The organism is Stenotrophomonas sp. PS02297, assembly GCF_029959705.1.
GTDB lineage: Bacteria > Pseudomonadota > Gammaproteobacteria > Xanthomonadales > Xanthomonadaceae > Stenotrophomonas > Stenotrophomonas nitritireducens.
This window is the reverse complement of sequence record NZ_JASCOS010000061.1, coordinates 1-21,732: the sequence shown is the minus strand read 5'-3', so window position 1 is coordinate 21,732 and position 21,732 is coordinate 1. Positions and strand designations below refer to the sequence as shown.

Annotated in this window: 20 protein-coding genes; 12 read left to right on the top strand and 8 right to left on the bottom strand. The window is 70.0% G+C overall.

The features are described from left to right. Positions 1-886, bottom strand: an 886-nt coding sequence (locus QMX80_RS12155) for a glucokinase (RefSeq protein ID WP_282277300.1), incomplete at its 3' end; no start/stop codon positions are given. A 368-nt stretch (positions 887-1,254) separates the two neighbouring features. Between QMX80_RS12155 and QMX80_RS12150 the strand changes: the two genes are divergently transcribed. The 6 genes from QMX80_RS12150 (at position 1,255) to QMX80_RS12125 (ending at position 8,768) form a co-directional block, all read left to right on the top strand. Further along, on the top strand, positions 1,255-2,538 hold the full coding sequence (locus QMX80_RS12150) for a sugar MFS transporter (RefSeq protein ID WP_282277298.1): 1,284 nt from the start codon (positions 1,255-1,257) through the stop codon (positions 2,536-2,538). A gap of 43 nt (positions 2,539-2,581) precedes the next feature. After that, positions 2,582-3,658 carry a LacI family DNA-binding transcriptional regulator gene (locus tag QMX80_RS12145; RefSeq protein WP_055772642.1) on the top strand — a complete coding sequence of 359 codons (1,077 nt, stop codon included), beginning with the start codon at positions 2,582-2,584 and terminating at the stop codon, positions 3,656-3,658. A gap of 4 nt (positions 3,659-3,662) precedes the next feature. Then, positions 3,663-4,688 carry an SIS domain-containing protein gene (locus tag QMX80_RS12140; protein ID WP_282277297.1) on the top strand — a complete coding sequence of 342 codons (1,026 nt, stop codon included), beginning with the start codon at positions 3,663-3,665 and terminating at the stop codon, positions 4,686-4,688. Between the two features lie 248 nt (positions 4,689-4,936). After that, positions 4,937-6,076: an N-acetylglucosamine-6-phosphate deacetylase gene (gene nagA, locus QMX80_RS12135; RefSeq protein WP_057505075.1), complete on the top strand. Its 1,140-nt coding sequence runs from the start codon at positions 4,937-4,939 to the stop codon at positions 6,074-6,076. Positions 6,077-6,527: 451 nt separating this feature from the next. Continuing rightward, a complete protein-coding gene (locus tag QMX80_RS12130) occupies positions 6,528-7,619 on the top strand; it encodes a heparan-alpha-glucosaminide N-acetyltransferase domain-containing protein (RefSeq protein WP_282277296.1) in 1,092 nt (363 codons plus the stop codon). A 66-nt stretch (positions 7,620-7,685) separates the two neighbouring features. Continuing rightward, positions 7,686-8,768, top strand: a complete 1,083-nt coding sequence (locus tag QMX80_RS12125; protein WP_282277295.1) for a S41 family peptidase — start codon at positions 7,686-7,688, stop codon at positions 8,766-8,768. An 11-nt stretch (positions 8,769-8,779) separates the two neighbouring features. Here the strand turns inward: QMX80_RS12125 and QMX80_RS12120 are convergent, their stop codons facing one another. Together QMX80_RS12120 and QMX80_RS12115 are read right to left on the bottom strand one after the other, a co-directional pair. Beyond that, a complete protein-coding gene (locus QMX80_RS12120; RefSeq protein ID WP_282277294.1) occupies positions 8,780-10,006 on the bottom strand; it encodes a multifunctional CCA addition/repair protein in 1,227 nt (408 codons plus the stop codon). Positions 10,007-10,101: 95 nt separating this feature from the next. Further along, positions 10,102-12,048, bottom strand: a complete 1,947-nt coding sequence (locus tag QMX80_RS12115) for a transglycosylase SLT domain-containing protein (protein ID WP_282277293.1) — start codon at positions 12,046-12,048, stop codon at positions 10,102-10,104. Positions 12,049-12,233: 185 nt separating this feature from the next. Between QMX80_RS12115 and QMX80_RS12110 the strand changes: the two genes are divergently transcribed. Together QMX80_RS12110 and QMX80_RS12105 are read left to right on the top strand one after the other, a co-directional pair. Beyond that, a complete protein-coding gene (locus QMX80_RS12110; protein WP_057505079.1) occupies positions 12,234-12,641 on the top strand; it encodes a biopolymer transporter ExbD in 408 nt (135 codons plus the stop codon). Positions 12,642-12,773: 132 nt separating this feature from the next. Next, the gene (locus QMX80_RS12105; RefSeq protein WP_057505080.1) at positions 12,774-13,652 is read left to right on the top strand and encodes an EamA family transporter; all 879 of its coding nucleotides are present in this window, start codon (positions 12,774-12,776) and stop codon (positions 13,650-13,652) included. Positions 13,653-13,745: 93 nt separating this feature from the next. On the opposite strand, the gene QMX80_RS12100 is transcribed toward QMX80_RS12105, so the two are convergent. The 4 genes from QMX80_RS12100 to QMX80_RS12085 all read right to left on the bottom strand — a co-directional run bounded on the left by QMX80_RS12100 (position 13,746) and on the right by QMX80_RS12085 (position 17,029). After that, entirely contained in the window at positions 13,746-14,483 is a 738-nt protein-coding gene (locus QMX80_RS12100) for an endonuclease/exonuclease/phosphatase family protein (protein WP_282277302.1), read from the bottom strand. Between the two features lie 70 nt (positions 14,484-14,553). Next, complete coding sequence (locus QMX80_RS12095) at positions 14,554-15,387, bottom strand: thiol:disulfide interchange protein DsbA/DsbL (protein ID WP_282277292.1); 834 nt, start codon at positions 15,385-15,387, stop codon at positions 14,554-14,556. Between the two features lie 119 nt (positions 15,388-15,506). Continuing rightward, complete coding sequence (locus tag QMX80_RS12090) at positions 15,507-16,154, bottom strand: thiol:disulfide interchange protein DsbA/DsbL (protein WP_282277291.1); 648 nt, start codon at positions 16,152-16,154, stop codon at positions 15,507-15,509. Between the two features lie 89 nt (positions 16,155-16,243). Further along, positions 16,244-17,029 carry a c-type cytochrome gene (locus tag QMX80_RS12085; protein WP_055772216.1) on the bottom strand — a complete coding sequence of 262 codons (786 nt, stop codon included), beginning with the start codon at positions 17,027-17,029 and terminating at the stop codon, positions 16,244-16,246. A 125-nt stretch (positions 17,030-17,154) separates the two neighbouring features. On the opposite strand from QMX80_RS12085, the gene yihA reads away from it, so the two are divergent. Beyond that, entirely contained in the window at positions 17,155-17,781 is a 627-nt protein-coding gene (yihA, locus tag QMX80_RS12080; protein WP_273084621.1) for a ribosome biogenesis GTP-binding protein YihA/YsxC, read from the top strand. Positions 17,782-18,161: 380 nt separating this feature from the next. Here the strand turns inward: yihA and QMX80_RS12075 are convergent, their stop codons facing one another. Next, complete coding sequence (locus QMX80_RS12075) at positions 18,162-18,866, bottom strand: VIT family protein (protein ID WP_055772210.1); 705 nt, start codon at positions 18,864-18,866, stop codon at positions 18,162-18,164. A gap of 342 nt (positions 18,867-19,208) precedes the next feature. On the opposite strand from QMX80_RS12075, the gene QMX80_RS12070 reads away from it, so the two are divergent. The 3 genes from QMX80_RS12070 (at position 19,209) to QMX80_RS12060 (ending at position 21,657) form a co-directional block, all read left to right on the top strand. Continuing rightward, complete coding sequence (locus tag QMX80_RS12070; protein WP_282277290.1) at positions 19,209-20,573, top strand: glutamate--cysteine ligase; 1,365 nt, start codon at positions 19,209-19,211, stop codon at positions 20,571-20,573. 53 nt (positions 20,574-20,626) lie between these two features. Further along, positions 20,627-21,262, top strand: a complete 636-nt coding sequence (locus QMX80_RS12065; protein WP_273084615.1) for a glutathione S-transferase family protein — start codon at positions 20,627-20,629, stop codon at positions 21,260-21,262. 152 nt (positions 21,263-21,414) lie between these two features. After that, positions 21,415-21,657: a hypothetical protein gene (locus QMX80_RS12060; RefSeq protein WP_156358037.1), complete on the top strand. Its 243-nt coding sequence runs from the start codon at positions 21,415-21,417 to the stop codon at positions 21,655-21,657. Positions 21,658-21,732: the final 75 nt, after the last annotated feature.

Sequence of the window (21,732 nt, the reverse complement as noted above, 5' to 3'; positions counted from 1 at the left end):
TGCCGATGAGGAACTGGCCGAGCTTGGGCAGGATGCCGCCGGCCAGATAGATGCCGCCCTGCACGCCGTAGAGCAGGGCCATGTCGCCGATGGTGGAGCCGAGGATTCCGCAGAACAGCTGCAGCGTTTCGACCGCGAGCGGGTCGCTGGCGTCGCAGGCGGCGGCGCTGACGGCATCGGGGGTGGCGTGGACGGGCGCGGTGCCGCGCACGGCGCACAGGGCGTTGTAGAGGTTGAGCAGGCCGGGGCCGGACAGCGCGCCGTGTTCGATGGAGACATGGCTGCGGTTGCGCAGCATCTGCTGCAGCACGGCCATTTCCAGTTCGGTGCTGGCGGCCAGCGAGGCCTGGCCGGCTTCGGTGGCGAGCACGACCGAGCGGTCGCCGACGGGGATCCAGACCGCGGCGCCCAGGCCGGTGCCGGGTCCGACGACGAGGGTGGGGCCGCGCGGCGCTTCGGCCGGGCCGGTGAGCTGGAGGACCTGGCTGCCGTCGATGTGGGCGGCGGCGTGGGCGACGGCTTCGAAGTCGTTGACCAGGTGCACGGCCTGGAAGCCGAGGTCGTCGCGGATGCGGTTGGCCGACAGCGGCCAGGGCAGGTTGGCCGAGATCACGCTGCCGTCGGCCAGCGCGTAGCCGGCGGTGGCGATGACGCAGTGCTCCACCGGCGGGTTGTGGCTGGCGAAGTCGGACAGGATCGCGCTCAGGCTCGGATGATCCGCGCAGCGGTACTTGCGGTAGGACAGGATCTCGATCGCCAGGCCTTCGCCATTGCCGGCGCGGATCAGGCCGACGCGCACATGCGTGCCGCCCACATCGGCGGCGAGGAACGGCCGCGACGCACTGTCGAGCGGGAAGGTCTGCAGTGTGGGGGCGGCAGCGGTCACTCGGTTTCCCTATGGCGTTGGGGAGCGCCCATCAGGCGCCATCGGGGGCCGAGTCTGTAATCGTTCTGACAACGATGTCAACGAATAATTGAAACTTTCGATGTTGCGCCGCAGCGACGTTTTGCGCGCCGAGGGTCATCGAGGTTTTGTTGCATTCGAAAGCAGGTCGTCGGGGAGTCCTGCGTTTGCAGGGCAAAGGCATTGAGCGGCGTGGCTCCGCTGCATCCGTGGTCCGCGGCCGGGCCGATGCGTGCGTACACGCGTTGTTGACAAACCCATCGGCGCCAAACCATAAATGTGACAACGTTGTTCCCAGTTACCACCGGTCGGCGTGAGCCGTCCCTCTCGCAGCTGCAGGAGCCTTGCCAATGTCCGCTGTTCCCGCTTCCACGCCGCGCACCGGCATGGCGTCCTCGATCGCCATCGTCGGCGGCCTGTTCTTCATCCTCGGCTTCTGTACCTGGATCAACGGGCCGCTCATCACCTTCGTCAAGCTGGCCTTCGAGGTCAGCGAGGTGTCGGCGTTCCTGGTGCTGATGGTGTTCTACCTGTCCTATTTCTTCCTGGCCCTGCCGGCCTCGGTGATCCTCAACCGCACCGGCATGAAGAAGGGCCTTGCGCTGAGCCTGGCGGTGATGGCGGTGGGCGCCATGCTGTTCGGCCAGTTCGCGACGCAACGCTGGTTCGCCGGCGCGCTGGGCGGCCTGTTCGTGATCGGCGGCGGCATGGCGCTGCTGCAGACGGCGGTCAACCCGTACATTTCCATCCTCGGCCCGATCGAGGGTGCGGCCCAGCGCATCGCGCTGATGGGCATCTGCAACAAGGTCGCCGGCATCCTCGCGCCGATCGTGATCGGCTCGCTGGTGCTGCACGGCATCGGCGATCTGGACGCACAGGTGAAGGTGGCCGATGCGGCGACCAGGACCCAGCTGCTCAACGATTTCGCCGCCAAGATCCACACGCCGTACATGGTCATCGCCGGCGTCCTGCTGCTGGTGGCGGTGGGCGTGCTGTTCTCGCCGCTGCCGGAAGTGCGCGCGGCCGAGGCCAATGCCGGGTCCGTGGGCGGCGTGTCGGAAAAGCGCAGCGTGTTCCAGTTCCCGCACCTGTGGCTGGGCGTGCTGTGCCTGTTCGTCTATGTCGGCGTGGAGGTGATGGCCGGCGACGCCATCGGCACCTATGGCCATGGCTTCGACCTGCCGCTGGACCAGACCAAGCTGTTCACTTCCTACACGCTGACGGCGATGCTGGTCGGCTACCTGGTCGGGCTGGTGCTGATCCCGCGCTTCATCTCGCAGGAACGCTGGCTGGCGGTGTCGGCGGTGCTCGGCGTGCTGTTCAGCCTGGGCGCCTACGTCACCCACGGCTATGTCTCGGTGGGCTTCGTGGCCGCGCTGGGCTTTGCCAACGCGATGATGTGGCCGGCGATCTTCCCGCTGGCGATCCGCGGCCTGGGCCGCTTCACCCAGACCGGCTCGGCCCTGCTGGTGATGGGCATCGCCGGCGGCGCGATCATTCCGCAGGCGTTCGCGGTACTCAAGCAGCACTTCGATTTCCAGCTGGTGTTCGCCGCGCTGATGGTGCCTTGCTACCTGTACATCCTGTATTTCGCTGTCAGTGGGCAGCGTGCGGGCCGCGCGCATGGCGGCTGAATCGAGCATCATGGCGGACAATCAGTCCAGGCAGGAAACCGTCATGCGCAGACCCACCATCAAGGACGTCGCCGAGCGGGCAAAGGTCTCGCTCAAGACGGTGTCGCGGGTCATCAACAACGAGCCTTCGGTGATGCAGGCCACCCGCGCGCGCGTGCTGCGCGCGGTGGCCGAACTGGACTACGAACCGGATCCGTCCGCGCGCAACCTGCGCAGCAACACCACCTTCGTGATCGGGCTGGTCTACGACAACCCGAATCCGTACCACATCATCGGCGTGCAGAACGGCGTGCTGTCGGCCTGCCGCGAGACCGGCTTCGGGCTGCAGATCCATCCCTGCGACTCGACCTCGCCGATGCTGGCCGAAGAGCTGGCCGACTGGGTGCAGCGTTCGCGCCTGGCCGGGCTGGTGCTGACCGCGCCGATGTCCGAGCGCCCGGAACTGGTGGCCGCGCTCAACGCGCGCGGCATCAAGACGGTGCGCATCATCGCCGCCACCGAGGACCCGGCCGACGGCGCCTGCGTGTTCGTGGACGACCGCGATGCCGCCTACGAGATCACCGAACACCTGATCCAGCTCGGCCACCAGCGCATCGGTTTCCTGTGGGGCGGGCCCGAGCACCGTTCCAGTGGCGAGCGCTACGCCGGCTACGAGGCGGCGCTCAAGGATTACGGCATCAGCCTGGACAAGCACCTCGTCATCCCGGGCGATTACACCTTCGACGACGGCTTCCGTGGCGCGCGCCGCCTGCTGGCGCTGCGCGAGCCGCCGACCGCGATTTTCGGCTCCAACGACGAGATCGCCGCCGGCGTGCTGGCCGCGGCCAATTCGGCCGGGCTGAACGTGCCCTACGACCTGTCCATCGCCGGTTTCGAGGACAGCCCGTTCTCGCGCCAGTCGTGGCCGGCGCTGACCACCGCCAAGCAGGCCACCGGCGACATCGCCCGCCATGCCGCGCGCCTGTTGATCAGCCAGCTGCGCACCGACGCCTACGAGGACAACCCGGTGCAGCTGCAGAACCAGGGCTTCGTGCCGCAGCTGGTGGTGCGCGGCTCCACCGCGCCGCTGCGCCAGCAGCCGCTGCGGCCGCCTTCCATTTCCCCCGATCTTTCCGAGTAGAGCCATGTTGCCCAGCGAAACCGAAACCCTGATGTTCAACGAGGCCGCTTCCAGCGCCTCCGTGATCGCCGCGCAGTTCGCCCGCAACCGGGACGTGGTGCAGGCATTGGCCGCGGATCTGCGGCAGAATCCGCCGCCGTTCGTGGTGACCTGCGCGCGCGGCAGTTCCGATCACGCCGCCACCTATGCCAAGTACCTGTTCGAGACGCGGCTGGGCCTGGTGACCGCTTCGGCGTCGCCGTCGGTGGGCTCGGTCTACGAAGCAAGGCAGAAGCTGCAGGATGCCCTGTACCTGGTGATCTCGCAGTCGGGCAAGAGCCCGGACCTGCTGCGCAACGCCGAGGCGGCCAAGGCCGCCGGCGCGCGCGTGGTCGCGCTGGTCAACGTCGAGGATTCGCCGCTCGCACAGCTGGCCGACACGGTGATCCCGCTCGGCGCAGGCGCCGAGCGCAGCGTGGCCGCGACCAAGAGCTACCTCGCCTCGCTGGCCGCGATCCTGCAGCTGTGCGCGTACTGGAGCGACGACCGGACCCTGATCGCCGCGCTCGACGCCCTTCCTGCCGCCCTGACCCAGGCCTGGCAGTGTGACTGGACGTCGCTGACCGACGGGCTGGTCGATGCGCACAACCTGTTCGTCGTCGGCCGCGGCCCGGGCCTGGCCGCGGCGCAGGAAGCGGCGCTCAAGTTCAAGGAAACCTGCGGCCTGCACGCCGAGGGCTACAGCTCGGCCGAGGTCAAGCACGGGCCGATGGCGCTGGTGGGCGAGGATTTCCCGGTGTTGGCCTTCGCCCAGCCCGACGAGACCGGCGCCGGCACCCGTGCCCTGGCCGACGAGTTCGGCGCGCGCGGCGCGCGCGTGTGGCTGGCCGGCGAGGGCGGCAACCTGCCGGTCGCGTTGGCACCGCACCCGCTGTGCGCGCCGCTGCTGACCGTGCAGAGCTTCTACCGCGCGATCAACGCGCTGGCGCTGCGCCGGGGCCATAATCCGGACCTGCCTCCGCATCTGAACAAGGTGACCGAAACGGTCTGACGGTTTTCCTTCTCCCGCGGGGAGACGGCCCGGCGGGGACTGTCGGGCCGCACGGCGAAGCCGCCTGGAGGAAGAAGCGCACGGATGCAGGATGCAGGCGCCCTGGAGCGCAAGGAGGAGGGCCGGTCCGGAGCCGCCTGCGGTCGAATGCAGCCAGGCGTCGCTGCGCCTCCTCCCCGCGACCGCTCCCCGTGCGCGGGAGCCTGTTTGTCCACCCCCTCCCGGGGCCGGAATCTGGAAACGAAAAGATGACCAGCTACGCATTGACCAACGCCCGCGTCCTGGGCAACGACGACTTCCACTCCGGCCATGCCGTGCTGGTGCAGGAGGGCAGGGTGGCCGCGGTGCTGCCCGAGGCTTCGCTGCCGGCCGGCGTGCCGCGCCATGATCTCGGCGGCGGCTGGCTGCTGCCGGGCTTCATCGACGTGCAGGTCAATGGCGGCGGCGGTGCGCTGCTCAACAACACGCCGGACGTGGCCGCCCTGCGCGCGATGATGCGCGGGCACCGCCGCTTCGGCACCACCGGCATGATGCCGACCCTGATCAGCGACGATGCGGCGGTGATGGCCGAAGCCATCGCCGCGGTGCGCCAGGCCATCGCAGAGGGCGTGCCTGGCATTCTCGGCATCCACCTGGAAGGGCCGTACATCGCGCCGGCACGCAAGGGCACGCACGACGCGGGCAAGTTCCGCGTGCCGGGACCGGACGAGGTGGCGATGGCGACCTCGCTGGACAACGGCGTCACCCTGATCACGCTGGCGCCCGAACGGGTGCCCGTGGAGACCATCAAGGCGATGGTCGGCAACGGCGCCATCGTCTGCGCCGGGCACACCGCGGGCAGCTACGAGGAAACCCGCGCCGGGCTGGACGCCGGCATCAGCGGTTTCACCCACCTGTACAACGCGATGACGCCGCTGCAGGGGCGCGAGCCTGGCGTGGTCGGCGCCGCGCTCGAGGATCCGCACAGCTGGTGCGGGGTGATCGTCGATGGCGTGCACGTGCATCCGGCCAGCCTGCGGGTGGCGCTGGCGGCCAAGCCGCGCGGCAAGGTGCTGCTGGTGACCGACGCGATGCCGATGGTCGGTGCGGACGATCCCTCGTTCGAGCTGTATGGCGAGGTCATCACCGCCGTCGATGGCGTGGTGCGCAACGCCGCCGGTTCGCTGGCCGGCTCGGCGCTGGACATGGCCACCGCCGTGCGCAATACGGTCAGCCTGCTGGGGCTGCCGTTGGCCGAGGCGGCGCGGATGGCGTCGACCTATCCCGCGCGGTTCCTGCGCGTGGATGACCGGTATGGCCATATCGCGCCCGGTTACCAGGCCGATTTCGTGTTGCTGGATGAAGCGCTGCAGGTGCAGGCTACGTGGATTGCGGGGCAGCGGGAGTGAGCTGTTGCTTTCCATCAGTCGGAACGAGTTCGGGACATGGTCCCTCCTCCATAGTGAGGAGAGCTAAACCCTGCGTAGTTTGAGTCGCGCGGAGCTTGCTTGTTTTTCCTCTGGGGAAAACAGCTAAAGGCGAGAGCTTTCACTCCTGCTTCGCAGGAGCGAGTCACTTTTCTTTGCTTGTGCAAAGAAAAGTAACCAAAAGAAAGCACCCCCTGCCTCCGCGCCCGACGCGCTGTGCGCGCCGGGTCCACTCCGCCGCCGGGATTTTTCGACGAGACATCCTTGTCTCGTCGAAAAACGACGTGCATCCATGCACGTCGCCCCTTGCGGGGTCTTGTCCGTCGGCTCCGTCGCTGCGGAAGGGAACCCGGAAAGTCAAAAGCTTCAGAGCAACAACAACAGCAGCAACAGCAACAACGCAGTTCCGACTCCATCGCGCGGGGCAATGCCAATGACAGATTCCCAATCCGTTCGCACCACGCCAGCCCGCTACGCATCCGTCGATGCCCTGCGCGGCATCACCGTTGCGGCCATGTTGCTGGTCAACAACCCGGGCACGTGGAGCCATGTGTACGCGCCACTGGAACATGCGGAATGGAACGGCTGCACGCCCACCGACCTGGTGTTCCCGTTCTTCCTGGTGATCGTCGGTGTATCGATCGGACTCGGCGTGGTGCCGCGCGTCGAACACGGCGCCGACCGCGCCGCCTTGACCCGCACCGTGCTGGTGCGTGCGCTGCGCATCGTCGGCCTGGGCATGCTGCTGCACCTGCTGGCGTGGTGGTGGCTGGACCTGGCGCATTACCGGCCGCTGGGCGTGCTGCAGCGCATCGGCGTGTGCTTCGCCGTCGTCGGCACGATGGCGATCTGGCTGCGCGCGAACGCGCAGCGTGCCTGCCTGCTGCTGTTGCTGGGCGGATACGCGGCGCTGCTGGCGGCCGGCGGTACGCTGGAGCCCTGGCACAACCTGCCCAGTCGCGTGGACACCGTCCTGTTCGGCGACATGGCCTACAAGTACGACGCCGCCACCGGGCTGGGGCACGATCCCGAAGGACTGCTTTCCACACTGGGCGCGCTGGCCTCGACCCTGATCGGCCTGCGTGCCGGCGCGCTGCTGCGCAGCGGTCGCCCCGCGCGCCTGCTGCTGGCCGCCGCCGTGCTGTTGGCGCTGGGCGCGCTGTGGGCCATGTGGCAACCGCTCAACAAGAACCTGTGGACGCCGTCCTACGTGCTGTGGACGGCGGGCTGGGCGCTGGCGGCGCTTTGGCTGGCGCACCTGCTCATCGACCGCGTGCAGTGGCCGCCGCTGGGCCGGCGCTTCGGCGCCAACGCGATCACCGCCTACGCCGGTTCCGGGGTGATGGTGCTGGCGATGCTCGGTACCGGCAGCTGGGGCTGGCTGTACGCCAACGTGTTCGACCGCTGGATCACCCCGCTGGCCGGCGCCGAAGCCGCTTCGCTGGCGATGGCCGTCGCTTTCGTCGCGGTCTGGTGGCTGCCGGTGTGGTGGCTGGACCGGCGGCGGATCTATCTGAAGATCTAGAAGCGCAGGCAGGGCAAGGGATTGGTCCTATCCTGCACCGATCCGATCCATGGGATGGAAACCACGATGCGCAGGAAGCAGAACGGTGTGATGGCGTGGGTCACGCTGGCGGCGATGCTGGCCCTGCCGGCCGCGGCGACCCCGGTGCCGTCGTTGCCGGCGCGGGAACAGATGCTGGGCCTTCTGGAGCACAAGGCGCTGTATCGCGACCGGGTCGACTGGGCGGCGCTGCGCCGCGATCTTGCCGCCAGCGACGATCCGGACCGGCAGCGCAGGCTGCTGTCCGATGCCATCAACCGCGCGACAGCCGGCCATGGCAGGTGGATGTCGGCCGGAGAGGTGCGCGAGGGATACCAGAAGCGGGCAGCGGGGTCGGGCATGGCGCCGGCTGCCGCTGCCACCGAAGGACCGCAGGCTCACCCGATCGACGCCCGGCTCGGTCTGATCAGCGTTGCTCCCTACCTGTCCGACCCCGGTCTCCCGCGCGATCGGCAGCGGGCCGCCGAGCGGCAGGAGGCGCAACGCCTGCAGGACTTCCTCTGGCGCCAGGACGACGGCAGCCGCTGCGGCTGGATCGTGGACCTGGGCGACAACACCGGCGGCAATATGTGGCCGATGCTGCTGGGCGTCGGTCCGTTGCTGCGTGGCGACGCCGATGGGCCGGATGTGGTCGGGCATTTTTTCGACGGTGCCGCGCTGCAGCCCTGGCGTTACCGGGAGGGCGCGGTGTGGGTGGGCGATATGCCGCTGCTGGCGGCGGACGATGCGACCCGCCGCCTGCGCAGGCCGGACGCGCCGGTCGCGGTGCTCCAGTCCGGGCGCACCGCCAGTTCCGGCGAGGCCATCGTGCTGGCGCTGCGCGGACGCCCGCGCAGCCGCAGTTTCGGCACGCCGACCATGGGCTATTCCACGGGAAATTCGCTGGTGACGCTGGTCGATGGCAGCACCCTGCTGCTGACCGGTACGGTGATGAAGGACCGCAACGGCATCGGCGACGGCAGCCGCATCGTTCCCGATGTCACCGCGGCGCAGCGCGCCGAAGCGACGCGGCGGGCGCAGGAGTGGCTGCTGGCGCAACCGGCCTGTAGCGGGAAACCGACGGAAAAAGCGGGGCCGGGTGCGCGGCTCCCGTGGGAAAGGGCACCCTGACCCGGCTTTTCCTATGCCCGGCGTGCCGCGCCGATCGCTTCGATCCGTGCCTTCTTCACCGCCTCGCCCACCGCCGGGCCGCTCAGGCCCGCGGCGGCGAGATCGCGCGCGTTGATCGCCAGCGCCGCGGCATGCAGGCGCTGCAGCGTGGCGCGCTGCGGATAGTCGCTGTCCTCGAAGCCGAGCCGGCCGCGCTTGTCGCATTCGCAGGCCAGCGCCATCTGCGCGATGCGTTCGGGGCGGCGGAAGCCATCGCAGCGCTGGATGAGTTCCAGCACGGTGGCATCGCGCAGTTCGTCGATGCGGTGCACGTTGAGGTGTTCGCGGCACACCGCCTCGGCCAGCTGGCGGTGGTCGGCGGGCATCTTCAGGCGTTCGCACAGCGCCGCCAGCGGCTTCAGGCCGCGCTGTTCGTGCATGACGTGGCGTGGCAGCTGGTCGGCCGGGGTGAGCGCCTTGCCCAGGTCATGGGTGAGCGCGGCGAAGCCGACCAGGTCGTCGCCCGGCGCCAGCCGCGCGGCCATGTCGCTGACCATCTCCTGGTGCACGCCGGTATCCACTTCCGGGTGGAATTCGGCGCGCTGCGGCACGCCGTACAGCGCCTCCACCTCCGGCAGGATCGACGCCAGCGCGCCGGTGTCGTGCAGGGTGCGCAGGAACGCCGAAGGCCGCGGCGAGCGCAGCGCCTTGCGCAGTTCCTGCCAGATGCGTTCGGGCACCAGCGCCTCCAGTTCGCCGCTGGCGGCGATCCGCCGCATCAGGTCGGCGGTTTCCGGGGCGAGGGTGAAGCCCAGCGACGCGAAGCGCGCCATGAACCGCGCCGCGCGCAGCACCCGCAACGGGTCTTCGACGAAGGCCGGGCCGACGTGGCGCAGCACGCGCGCCTGGATGTCGCGCATGCCGCCCCATGGATCGACCAGTTCGCCGCTTTCCTCGTCGCGGGCGATGGCGTTGAGGGTGAAATCGCGGCGCTGCAGGTCCTGTTCCAGCGTCACCGAAGGATCGGCGTCGACCACGAAGCCGCGGTAGCCGCGCCCGCTCTTGCGCTCGGTGCGCGCCAGTGCGTGTTCCTCGCCGGTACGCGGATGCAGGAATACCGGGAAGTCGCGCCCCACGGCCTTGAACCCCTGCGCTTCCATTTCCTGCTGGGTGGCGCCGACCACCACCCAGTCGCGGTCGCCCGCTTCCAGCCCCAGCAGGGAATCGCGGACCGCGCCGCCAACGAGATAGATCTTCATGCGCGACATCATGCGTGGAAACGCCGCGATGGCAAAACCACGCACGGCCTCCCGGCCGTGCCGGATGCCGCGCGGTGCGTTGCCGCTGCGCGTGCCTACGGTGCTGCGCAGGCGAAGCCGCGCGATGGCGGTCCGACGCGGCCGGCGATGCGGTCGCCCAGCGGCACCGCCTTGCCGTTGAGGCGCCAGTCGTAGATCACGCTGAAGGCGAGTACGCGGGCGACGTACTCGCGGGTCTCCTTGTAGCTGATGGTCTCGATCCAGAAATCCGGATCGAAGCCCGGGCGCTGCGACTGCCAGCGCGCGGTCGGCGTGGGCCCGGCGTTGTAGGCGGCGATGGTCACGTAGGGCAGGCCGTCGTACTTGTCCAGCAACTGCCGCAGGTAGGCGCTGCCGATGGCGATGTTGGTGTCCGGGTCGTACAGGCTGGCCGCGCCGCCATAGCCGCTCAGGCCGATGCGCTTGGCGACGCCGGCGCCGGTGGCGGGCAATACCTGCATCAGGCCCATGGCGTTGGCGGGCGAGCGTGCGTTCGGGTTGAAGGTGCTTTCGGCGCGGATCTCGGCGGCGATCCAGGCAGGGTCCAGGGCGTTGCGCGCGGCTTCGCGGCGGATGGTGTCGTCGTGGTACAGCGGGAAGCGCAGTGCGTACAGGCGCATTTCCTGCGCCCCCTTCAGGCCGAACACCGCGCGGTCGAACCAGCCGCCTTCGCCGGCCACTTCGACCGCCAGGCGGCGCTGGGTGTCGTCGAACCGCGACAGCGCGTCGGCCCATTCGCGCGCGGCCCAGGCGGCGCGGTCGATGCGGAACAGCTCCAGCGCCCGCACCAGCGCCGGATCGCGCGCCACCGCCGCGCGCGCCTGCGCGCTGTCGCCCGGGTCCCAGGGGCAGAGCGCATAGGGCTGCTGCAGCTTGTCGGCGGCGAGGAAGCCATGGAAGGTCGGTTCGCCGGCGACGGCGCGGTAGAGCGGCATGGCCTCGGCCGCCTTGCCGGTCTTCTCCAGCAGCCGCGCCTCGAACCAGCGCCAGCGCGAATCGCCGCGCTGGGCGGCGGGCATCGCGCGGATCGCGGCCAATGCCGAAGGCCAGTCGCCGCGCGCCATCGCCTCGCGCGCGCGCCATTCGTGCAGGCGTTCGTCATAGGCCGACGCTGGCACCGCCGCCAGCCGCCGCGCCGAATCGGGCAGGTAGGAGGCCACCGTCCACAACGCGATCTGGTAGCGCACCTGGGCCTGCTGCGCATCGCTCAGGCCCAGCGCCTGCGCGTACTGCGGCAGCTGGCGTTCGGTGGCGTCGGGATCGGTCCGGGCCTGTTTCTCCAGCCCGTCGGTGGCGATGCGGCGGCTGCGTTCGGTCTTCGGCCAGTCCAGTGCGCGCGCGTCGGGTTTGTCGACGAAGGCGGCGTAGGCGTTGGCCTGCGCCAGCTCGGCGGCGGGCAGGCCGCGCGCCGCCGCGCGCATCACGCCCGGCTGCTGCGCATCGGCGGCCGCATCGATGCGTTCCCAGCGCAGCGCCGGCGTCAGCCCGCCACGGTCGGCGAGGGCGGCGAACACCGGGTCGCAGGCATCGGGCAGGGACTTGCCGCTGCCGCGCCACAACGCCTGCGCATCGCCGGTCCATTTCGCATCGGCCTTGCCGGTGGCCAGGCGTGCGTTGAGTTCGGCGCACTGCAGGCCCGGGTCGTTGCTGGGCTGCCAGTTGGCGAGCAGGGCCGGCCAGTCCTGGCGGCGCGCCAGCGCGGGCAGCCAGACCGCGCGGAACGCGTCGGCCACGGCCTGGCCCTGGTAGCGCTTGAGGAAATCCAGCGCCTGCGGCGTGTCCACCGTATCGATGCCGCGGCGCAGGGCGCTGTATTCGAGCCAGCCGTACAGCGGATGGCTGCGCAGGCTGGCGCTCGCGGCGGCGTCGAACTGGCCGCGCTCGGCGTTGTCGATGGCCATGCGCATGGCCGGGCGCTGGGCGTCGAGGGTCTGCGCGCCGGTGCCGGTACAGGCCAGCAACAGGGACGCGGCGAAAGGCAGCAGGCAGGTATTCCGTTTCATCGGCAAAGCATAGCCGGGCCCCCGTCAACATCGTCGCGGCGATGCCGGCCGGCGCATGAACGCATCGGACATCCCCGGCACTTTCCGAAACCGCGGCTGAACATCGGCGGGCCTGCCCGCTGGCAAGGTCAGGCCGCGGCGTAGTGTCGGCGATGGGGCGCGCCGCCCCGCCGAAGGAGCGGACCATGGCATTCAGTGCAGCAGGAAGTTCCGGGCCGATCGCCGACATCAATGTCACGCCGCTGGTGGATGTGATGCTGGTGCTGCTGATCATCTTCATCGTCACCGCGCCGCTGGTGTCGTGGCCGATCCCGGTGGATCTGCCGCAACGCACGACCACCGTGGTGCCGCGCGTCGAGCCGCCGCCGCCGATCGAGCTGCGGGTGGATGCCGCCAACCAGCTCAGCTGGAATGGACAGGCGCTGCCGGTCGCCGCGCTGCAGGCGCGCCTGCAGGAACAGGCACGGCTGCATGCCGGCAACCTGCCGGAGCTGCGCATCGCCACCAGCCCGGACGCCGCGTACGACACCATGGCCAAGGTGCTGGCGGCAGCCAACAACGCGCACATGGAGCGCATCGCCTTCGTGCAGTAATGCCGCCGCCGCGGGTCGCCCGCAGCCGCGGGTGGCCCGCTACGCCCATCGGGGCTGGGCAGCGGCGCCATGGGCTGTCCGGAAGCCGCGACAAAGGCGCTACGCGACGGCGTGGCGCCCTACACTATGCGCATGCAGACCTCCCGATTCGCGCCGCTGTGGCCGGTGTTGGCGGTGCTCGGCTCGGTGACGTCGCTGGCCATCGGCACTTCCTATGCCAAACATCTTTTCCCGTTGATCGGCGCGCAGGGCACCAGCGCGCTGCGCGTGGGTTTTTCCGCGCTTTTCCTGCTGGCGCTGTGGCGGCCGTGGCGCTGGCACACCAGCCGCGCCGATGGCGCGACGATCCTGCGTTATGGCCTGACGCTGGGCCTGATGAACCTGCTGTTCTACATGGCGCTGCGCACGATCCCGTTCGGCATCGCGGTGGCCATCGAGTTCACCGGGCCGCTGACCGTGGCCATGCTGTCCTCGCGGCGCCCGGTCGATTTCGTCTGGGTCGGCTGCGCGGTGGCCGGGCTGCTGCTGTTGCTGCCGTTGAGCGGTGGTCCGGCGCTGGACATGACCGGGGTGCTGTATGCGCTCGGCGCGGCGGCCTGCTGGGCGCTGTACATCGTGTTCGGCAAGCGCGCCGGGCACCTGCATGCCGGGCATACGGTGTCGCTGGGACTGGTGGCCGCGTCGCTGGTGGTGGTGCCGGTGGGGGTCGCCCATGCCGGCGTGGCGCTGCTGCAGCCGTCGATCCTGCTGGCCGGCCTGCTGGTGGCGGTGGTCTCCAGCGCGATCCCGATGTCGCTGGAGATGATGGCGCTCAAGCGCCTGCCCAAGGAGACCTTCGGCATCCTGATCAGCATGGAGCCGGCGGTGGCCGCGTTGTGGGCCCTGCTGCTGCTGCACGAACAGTTGAGCGGGCTGCAATGGCTCGCGATCGGCTGCACCGTGCTGGCGTCGGTGGGCAGCGCGGCGACCGCGCGCCGCCCGCCGCCGGCGGCGGCCGCCGTGGTGACGTGAACCCGTAGGGCGAGGCCAGGCCTTGCTGGATGCTTTCCCGGGCAAGCTTCAGCCGGGCGTTGCCCGGCTCTACCGAAGGATCTGCCGCTGACGCTACCGCAGGCTGTCGCCCGGGACCTCGACCTGCATTTCCACCGCCAGATGGTCCGAATGGGCGGCGGCGACCGCGCCGGTCTCGAGCGTGCGCAGGCTGTCGCTGATCAGGATGTGGTCGATGGCCCGTTCCGGGCGCCAGCTTGGGAAAGTCGGCACCAGGCAGCCGGGGGGCTGCAGCCGCGTCTTGCGGTAGAGCACCTGCATTTCCGGGCGTTCGGCCTTGCAGTTGAAATCGCCCATCAGCACCGCGTTGGGATAGTCCGACAGCAGGTCGCCGATGAAGTCCAGCTGCGCCAGGCGCGAACCCACGCCCAGCGACAGGTGGGCCACGGCCACCGCCAGGCCTTCGCGGCCGTCGCCGAAGCGGGCCAGCAGCACGCCGCGGCCGCCGATGCGGCCGGGCAGGGCGTGATCCTGGACTTCCACCGGTTCCAGCCGGCTGAGCAGGCCGTTGGCGCTGGAGGCGACGCCGCCCATGCGCCGGTTCGGCTGGTGGCTCCAGTAGTTGAAGCCGGCGCGCTGGGCCAGGTAGTGGGTCTGGTTGGTGAAGCCCGAGCGCAGGCTGCCGGGGTCGGCCTCCTGCAGGCCGACGATATCGCGGCCGCTGGCCAGCCTGGCGATGGCGTCCAGGCTGGAGCGCTTGCTGCCCGACGGCAGCGCGTGCGACCAGCTGCGGGTCACGTAATCGCTGTAGCGGCGCGTGCTGGAGCCGGCCTGGATGTTGGCCGTGAGCAAGCGCAGGGTGTGGGTGGGGGATTTCACGGCGATGGAACAAGGGCCTCGCGTCGACGAGGCCCTTCATACCTTACTTGGCGTTGGCGGCGCGTTCGCGTGCGATCAGGTGGTCGGCGATGCGCAGCATGTCCTCGTAGCCCTTGCCCTTGACCAGGTACTTGCCGGCGACGATCAGCGACGGCGTGCCGCCGATCTTGCTGCGCTGGGCGAACTGCTTGGCGCGGTTGGTCTTCGCCACCACCGAGAAGCTGCCCATGGTGTCGGCGAAGGTCTTCGGGTTGACGCCGTACTTGCCGTAGAAGTTGGCGATGTCCTCGACCGAGTCGCGGCCCAGTTCGCCCTTGAGCGTATGTTCGATGTGGATGGCCGAGTACAGCGCGTCGTGGGTCTTCTCCTGCACGCCCAGCGCCTCGGCGGCATAGAAGGCGCGGCCGTAGTCGTCCCACATGCTGCCGAACATGGCCGGCACGTAGACGAAGTTGACGTCCGACGGCAGGCCGGCCTTCCACGGCCCGATCAGCGGCTGGAAGCGGGCGCAGGCCGGGCAGACGTAGCCGAAGACCTCGGCCACTTCGATCTTGCCGGTCGCCGGCTGGATCGGCTGGCCGCCCTCGATGACGACATAGTCGGTGCCGGCGACCGGCTCAGGGCCGACCAGGCGGGCCTGCGCCGGTACCGGCGTGTTGGCGGCGGCCGGTTCGGCGGCGGCTTCATCGCCAGCCGGGGTCTGCGGCGCGGCGGCGTTTTCGCCCTCGGCGGCGGCCGGTGCGGGAGCGGCTTCCGTCGCCGCAGCCGGCTGCCCGGCGGCGGCCGGCGCCACGGCGTCGGTGGAGCCGTCCTGCGCCTTGCAGGCGACCATGAGCGGAAGCAGGGCCGTCAGGGCCAGTACGAAGCGGATCTTCATCGGTGGATCTCCAGCGGGGATTCGTCGGGTCGTCAGGCCGCCGGCGGCGACCGCGGGGCGCATGATGACATTATGTGCGGCAGCGGCTGAACCGGTTCGCGGAACGCTCCGGAACGGATTCAGCGACGCCGGGTGGCGGCGCGCTCGCGTTCCACCAGGGCACTGGCGATGCGCAGCTGGTCCTCGAAGTTGCGGCCCTTGACCAGATACTTGCCGTTGACGATCAGCGCCGGCGTGCCCGGAACCTTGACACGCATGGCGAAGGCGCGCGCGGCCTTCACCTTTTCCTCGACCTGGTCGCTGCGCAGCGCATCGATGTAGCGCTGCGGCTGCACCCCGTAGGCGGCGTAGAAGGTCGCCAGTTCCTGCGGCGATACGTTCTGCATCGGCAGGCTGCGCTGCTCGTGCAGGGCCTTGAACACGTCGGCGTGGCTGCGCTTGAGCACGCCGGTCTGCTCGGCGGCATAGAAGGCGCGCGCGTAGGCGTCCCAATGGCCGCCGAAGGCGGCCGGCACCGCGGTGAAGCGCACGTCGGCCGGCAGCCTGGCCGCCCAGGCTTCCAGCAGCGGCTCGAAATGGGCGCAGTGGATGCAGGGATAGCCGAACACCTCGACCACCTCGATCTTCCCCGCCAGCGGCGCGAACGGGCCGGGCTCGGCGATCGCCTCATAGTCCTGGCCTTCCACCGGCGCGGCGCTGTCGGCGGCGCAGGCCGTCAGCGGCAGCAGGGCCAGCAGCAGGAGGAACAGTCGCGGGAAATGTCGCATCGGGGGTCTCCAACCGAAAAAGAGACGCCGACCGCAGGGGTCGGCGTATCCGGGAACAAGGTCCTTCGTCGCCGTGGCGACCGGCACCATCAGGGCTGCGAGGGCGCCGAGGCCACGGCCACGTCGTCGGCCCGTGCATGCAGGCCCTGCACATAGCTGGACAGCGCCTGGATTTCCTGCTCGGTCAGCTTGCCCGCCACCTGGGCCATGATCCGGAACTGCGACGGATCGGTCTCGTGGGTCTGGCCGGCCTGGTAGTGCTGCAGGCGCTGGGCGACGTAGCCGGCGTGCTGGCCGCCGATGTGCGGGTAGGCCGGGCCGGGGTTGCCGGCGCCGCTCGGGCCGTGGCAGGCCATGCAGGCCGGGATCTCGCGGCTGGCGTCGCCGCTGCGGTACAGCTTCTGGCCGATCTCGTAGAACTTCATGCCGGCGTACGGACCGTCGGCGATGGCCATGTCGTCGGCGACGCCGGCGCCGGCCTTCTGGCGGGCGAAGAAGGCGCCGATGTCGCGCATGTCCTGCGCGGTCATGCCCTGCACGAACGGCAGCATGGCGGCGACCGCGCCCTCGGTGCGCTGGCCGCCGGCGATCAGCGCCAGCTGGCGGGCGATGTAGCGCTCGCTCTGGCCGGCCAGCCGCGGATACATCTCCACGGCGGAATTGCCGTCGGCGCCGTGGCAGGCGGCGCAGGTCTGCGCCTTGCCTTCGCCGGCTTCGGCGTCGCCGGGCAGGGTCTTGCTGAGGTCGATTTCCAGCGGCGCGGTCTGCACCGGCGCGTTGTCGGGCACGGGCGTGACCGAACTCTGCGCGAAAGCGACGACGGCAATCAGCGGAATGGCAAGGGCGGAAACGGCTAAGACACGAGCGTGGCGCATGCAGAAGCTCCGTGTGGAACGGGCCGGGCGGGTCCGCGCGGCATCGACCGGATTATCCATGCCGTTTCATGGCAGGGTCAACGCACGGAGCGGCAGGGGAGGCCGCTCCGTGCGATCCTATGCCCATGTCACAGCTCCTAGAACGCGCCCGCTACCTGCTTTCCGCCCACAATGCCCGGCAATTGCCGCCGGACGAGGGCGCCGAAGTGGCGTTCGCCGGTCGCTCCAACGCCGGCAAGTCCAGCGCGCTCAACGCGCTGACCCGCCAGAACGCGCTGGCCCGCGTCTCCAAGACCCCGGGCCGCACCCAGCAACTGGTGTTCTTCCAGGTCACTCCGGATGCCCACCTCGTCGACCTGCCCGGCTATGGCTACGCCAAGGTGCCGTACGAACTGCAGGCGCACTGGCAGGCCTTCATCGACAACTATTTCCGCACCCGCGACGCGCTCAAGGGGCTGGTGGTGGTGATGGACATCCGCCATCCGCTCAAGGACTACGACCGGCAGATGCTGACCTACGCGGTGCAGCGCGGCCTGCCGGCGCACGCGCTGCTGACCAAGGCCGACAAGCTCGGCCGCGGGCAGCAGGCGCAGACCCTGCAGAAGGTGCGCAAGGAGCTGGCCGATGCGTTCGGCGACTCGGTGAGCGTGCAGACCTTCTCCGGCGAGTCGAAGCAGGGCGTGGACGAGGCCCGCGCGGTCATCGGCGGCTGGTTGGGGCTGAATCCGCCGGCGGACGGTACCCGGGCGTAAGCCGCCGCGCTCCCGCATGAGGGAGAGGAATGCGGACGGGACGCTGGACCGGTCGGTCTGCTCCTGCCCTGGGGGCGATATGTGCTTCGGCCTTTGGCACCGGGGCGTCAGTGGCGGGAACCCCGCACGGCACCCAGGCCGACGCGTCTGGCCGGGCGCTCCGGCGTGGCGATGCCGTCGGACGCGGCATCGCCTGCGACGAAATGTCGCAGGTGTTGCGGGGCGCCACGGCGTTGCGCGACAGCGGGCAAGGCGATTGCGGTAAGCCCAGCTCCGCTGGCCGGATCCTGCCGGCGGGCGGCTACGGCCGGCGACAGTCCTGTGGCCGCGACCGATGGCGCATCCAGCTCGCAGTGCGTCGGCAGTCGGCCGGCGCGCCTTCAGCCGGCGAGGTGGGTATCGAACAGGGTGCCGATGGCCGCCGCCGCCGCCATCGCCAGCGCGCCCCAGAACATCACCCGCAGCGCGCCACGCAGGCGCGGCGCGCCGCCGGCATGGGCGGCCATCGCGCCGGTGATGCACAGCCCGATCAGGGTGGAAACGGTGGTGATCTGCGCCACGTGCGCATGCGGGGCGAGCAGTGCGGTCAGCACTGGCAGGGTCGCGCCGGCGATGAAGGCGCCCGCCGAAGCCACGGCCGCCTGCAATGGCCGTGCGCGCAGTTCCTCGGTGATGCCCAGTTCGTCGCGCGCATGCGCGGCGAGCGCATCGTGGGCGGTGAGCTGCACGGCTACCTGGTGCGCCAGCTCGGGCGACAACCCTCGCCGCCGGTAGATGCCGGCCAGTTCCTCCAGCTCGGTATGCGGGTCTTCGTGCAGTTCGCGGCGTTCGAGCGCCAGATCGGCATGCTCGGTATCGGCCTGCGACTGCACGGACACGTATTCGCCCGCGGCCATCGACATGGCGCCAGCGACCGTGCCGGCCACCCCTGTGGCCAATACGGTCGATGCCGGCGCGCCGCTCGCGGCGATGCCGACCACCAGTCCTGCGACGGAGACGATGCCATCGTTGGCGCCGAGCACGGCCGCGCGCAGCCAGCCGACGCGCTCGGAACGATGGACTTCCTTGTGCGGGGATCGTTTCATGCCGGCCAGTGTAGGGCGGCGCGCCCGCCGCGGCTGGAATGACTCGCAGCTGCGGCTGCGAACGAGGGTCAAGTCGCCGCCGGTGGGATGCTGAAAACCGTCACCGCGACATGCCGGCAATAAGCGCCGCGATATAGTGCGCGCTCGGAAGCGGTTCGCGATCCATCGCGGGCGAGGGCCGGTGGCCCGTGGCGGAGCCGAGCAAGCGCAGCGTATGGAGATACGCGCATTGCCGGCCCTGGACGGGGCGCAGGGACGAGCGCGACGGACCGCGGGTCGGTTCTTGTGATGCCGGGGGCAGGCCCCCATTTTCCGACCAGCCAGAACACTGCGAGCCAGCCCTTGTCGAGCCCCAGCCACGTCGCCGATACGCCCATTACCGACCGCTCGCAGCTGGTGGAGGCGATCGCCTCAGGCGAGAAGCCGCGCGCGCAGTGGCGCATCGGCACCGAGCACGAGAAGTTCGGATTCCGTCTGGACGACCTGCGCCCGCCGGCGTTCGAAGGTGAGCGGGGCATCGAGGCGCTGCTGACCGGGCTGACCCGTTTCGGCTGGGAGCCGGTGCAGGAAAACGGAAACACCATCGCCCTGCTGCGCGACGGCGCCTCGGTGACGCTGGAGCCGGCCGGCCAGCTGGAGCTGTCCGGCGCCGCGCTGGAAAGCATCCACCAGACCTGCGTGGAAACCGGCACCCACCTCAACGAAGTGGCGCAGGTGGCCGGCGAACTGCAGCTCGGTTTCCTCGGCATGGGCTTCCAGCCGAAGTGGACGCGCGCGGACATGCCGTGGATGCCCAAGGGGCGCTACCAGATCATGAAGAGCTACATGCCCAAGGTCGGTTCGCTCGGCCTGGACATGATGACCCGTACCTGCACGGTACAGGTCAACCTCGATTACGCCAGCGAAGCGGACATGGTGAAGAAGTTCCGCGTATCGCTGGCGCTGCAGCCGATCGCCACCGCGCTGTTCGCCGATTCGCCGTTCACGGAAGGGCAGCCGAACGGTTACCTCAGCTACCGCTCGCACATCTGGACCGATACCGACGCCGACCGCACCGGCATGCTCGATTTCGTGTTCGAGGACGGCTTCGGCTATGAGCGCTATGTCGACTACCTGCTCGACGTGCCGATGTACTTTTCCTACCGCGACGGCATCTATCACGATGCCAGCGGCAAGTCGTTCCGCAGGTTCATGCGCGGCGAGCTGGACGTGCTGCCGGGCGCGCTGCCGACGCTGCGCGACTGGTCCGACCACATGACCACCGCCTTCCCGGAAGTGCGGCTGAAGAAATACCTGGAAATGCGCGGCGCCGACAGCGGCCCATGGAGCCGCATCTGCGCGCTGCCGGCGTTCTGGGTGGGCCTGCTGTACGACGATGCGGCGCTGGACGCGGCCTGGGACCTGGTCAAGGATTTCAGCCTGGCCGAGCGCCACGCGCTGCGCGACGGCGTGCCCAGGCACGCGATGAACCTGCCGTTCCGTGGCGGCAGCGTGCGCGACCTGGCGCGGCGCGCGCTGGAGATCTCGCGCGAAGGCCTGCGCCGCCGCGCCGCGCTCAACCATGACGGCCAGGACGAGACCCGCTTCCTCGACGTGCTGCAGGAGATCGTCGACTCCGGCAGGACCGCCGCCGAGCGCAAGCTCGACCTGTTCCACGGCGCCTGGGGCGGCAGCGTGGACCCGGTGTTCGGCGAGTTCGCCTACTGATGCGGCATCGCCCGCGTTGCTAGACTGCCGGCTCCTTTCCTGGAGACAGGCGCATGGGCAGCACGGCGGACGAGATCGTCTTCTACACCCACCCGCAGTCGCGCGGCCGCATCGTGCGCTGGATGCTGGAGGAAACCGGCCAGCCGTACCGCACCGAGGTACTGGGCTATGGCGAGAGCATGAAGTCGCCGGCGTACCTGGCCATCAACCCGATGGGCAAGGTGCCGGCCATCGTCCATCGCGGCGTGGCGGTCACCGAGGCCGCGGCCATCTGCAGCTATCTGGCCGATGCATTCCCGCAGGCCGGGCTTGCGCCGGCGCTGGACGATCCGCTGCGCGGCAGCTATTTCCGCTGGCTGTTCTTCGCCGCCGGTCCGGTCGAGGCCGCAGCCAGCGCCAAGGCGTTCGGCCTGCTGGCGCCACCGGAGAAGGCGGGCATGGTGGGCTACGGCAGTTTCGAGCAGATGGTCGACACGCTGGAGCAGGCCGTCGCCGGCGCCGCGCCGTGGCTGCTGGGCGAGCGTTTCAGCGCGGCCGACGTCTACCTGGGCAGCCAGGTGCTGTGGGGCATGATGTTCAGGACCCTGCCCGAGCGCCCGGCGTTCGCCGGGTACGGCGCACGCCTGCGCGCGCGCCCTGCATGGCAGCGCGCCAGCGCGCTGGACGACGCGCTCATTCCGCAGCAGTGAACATCGCCGGCGGTTGTCGCGCCGCGGCTTGACCCCGGTCAGGGCGGACAGCGGCGCGGGCACGCAGTATCCGGTGGGCGGGCACGGTGCCCGCCGCCGGGACGGCCATGGGGCGGGCCACCGGTCGCGTGCTTCGCCCCGGGAGTATGTCGATGACGCAATTCAGGATTTCCCTGTCCGGCACCGCGCCGGACCTGCAGGTGCTGGAAGACGCACTGCAGGACGCCGATCCTTCCGTCCTGCTGGACATCGAGCCGCTCAGCCGGGTGCTGCGCATCTCGACTCTGCTGGACGAACACAGCCTGCTGCCGGCGCTGGGCCGCGGCGGCCTGTCGATTTCCGCCGCGCAGCTGGAGCGCGTGCCTTCGGAATGCTGCGGCGGTTGCGGCGGCTGAGCCGCCGCGGCGCGACGGCTCGGGCCGGGGGCCCCCCCCCGGCGCCCCCCCGGGCCCGCCCCCCCCCCGGGGGTT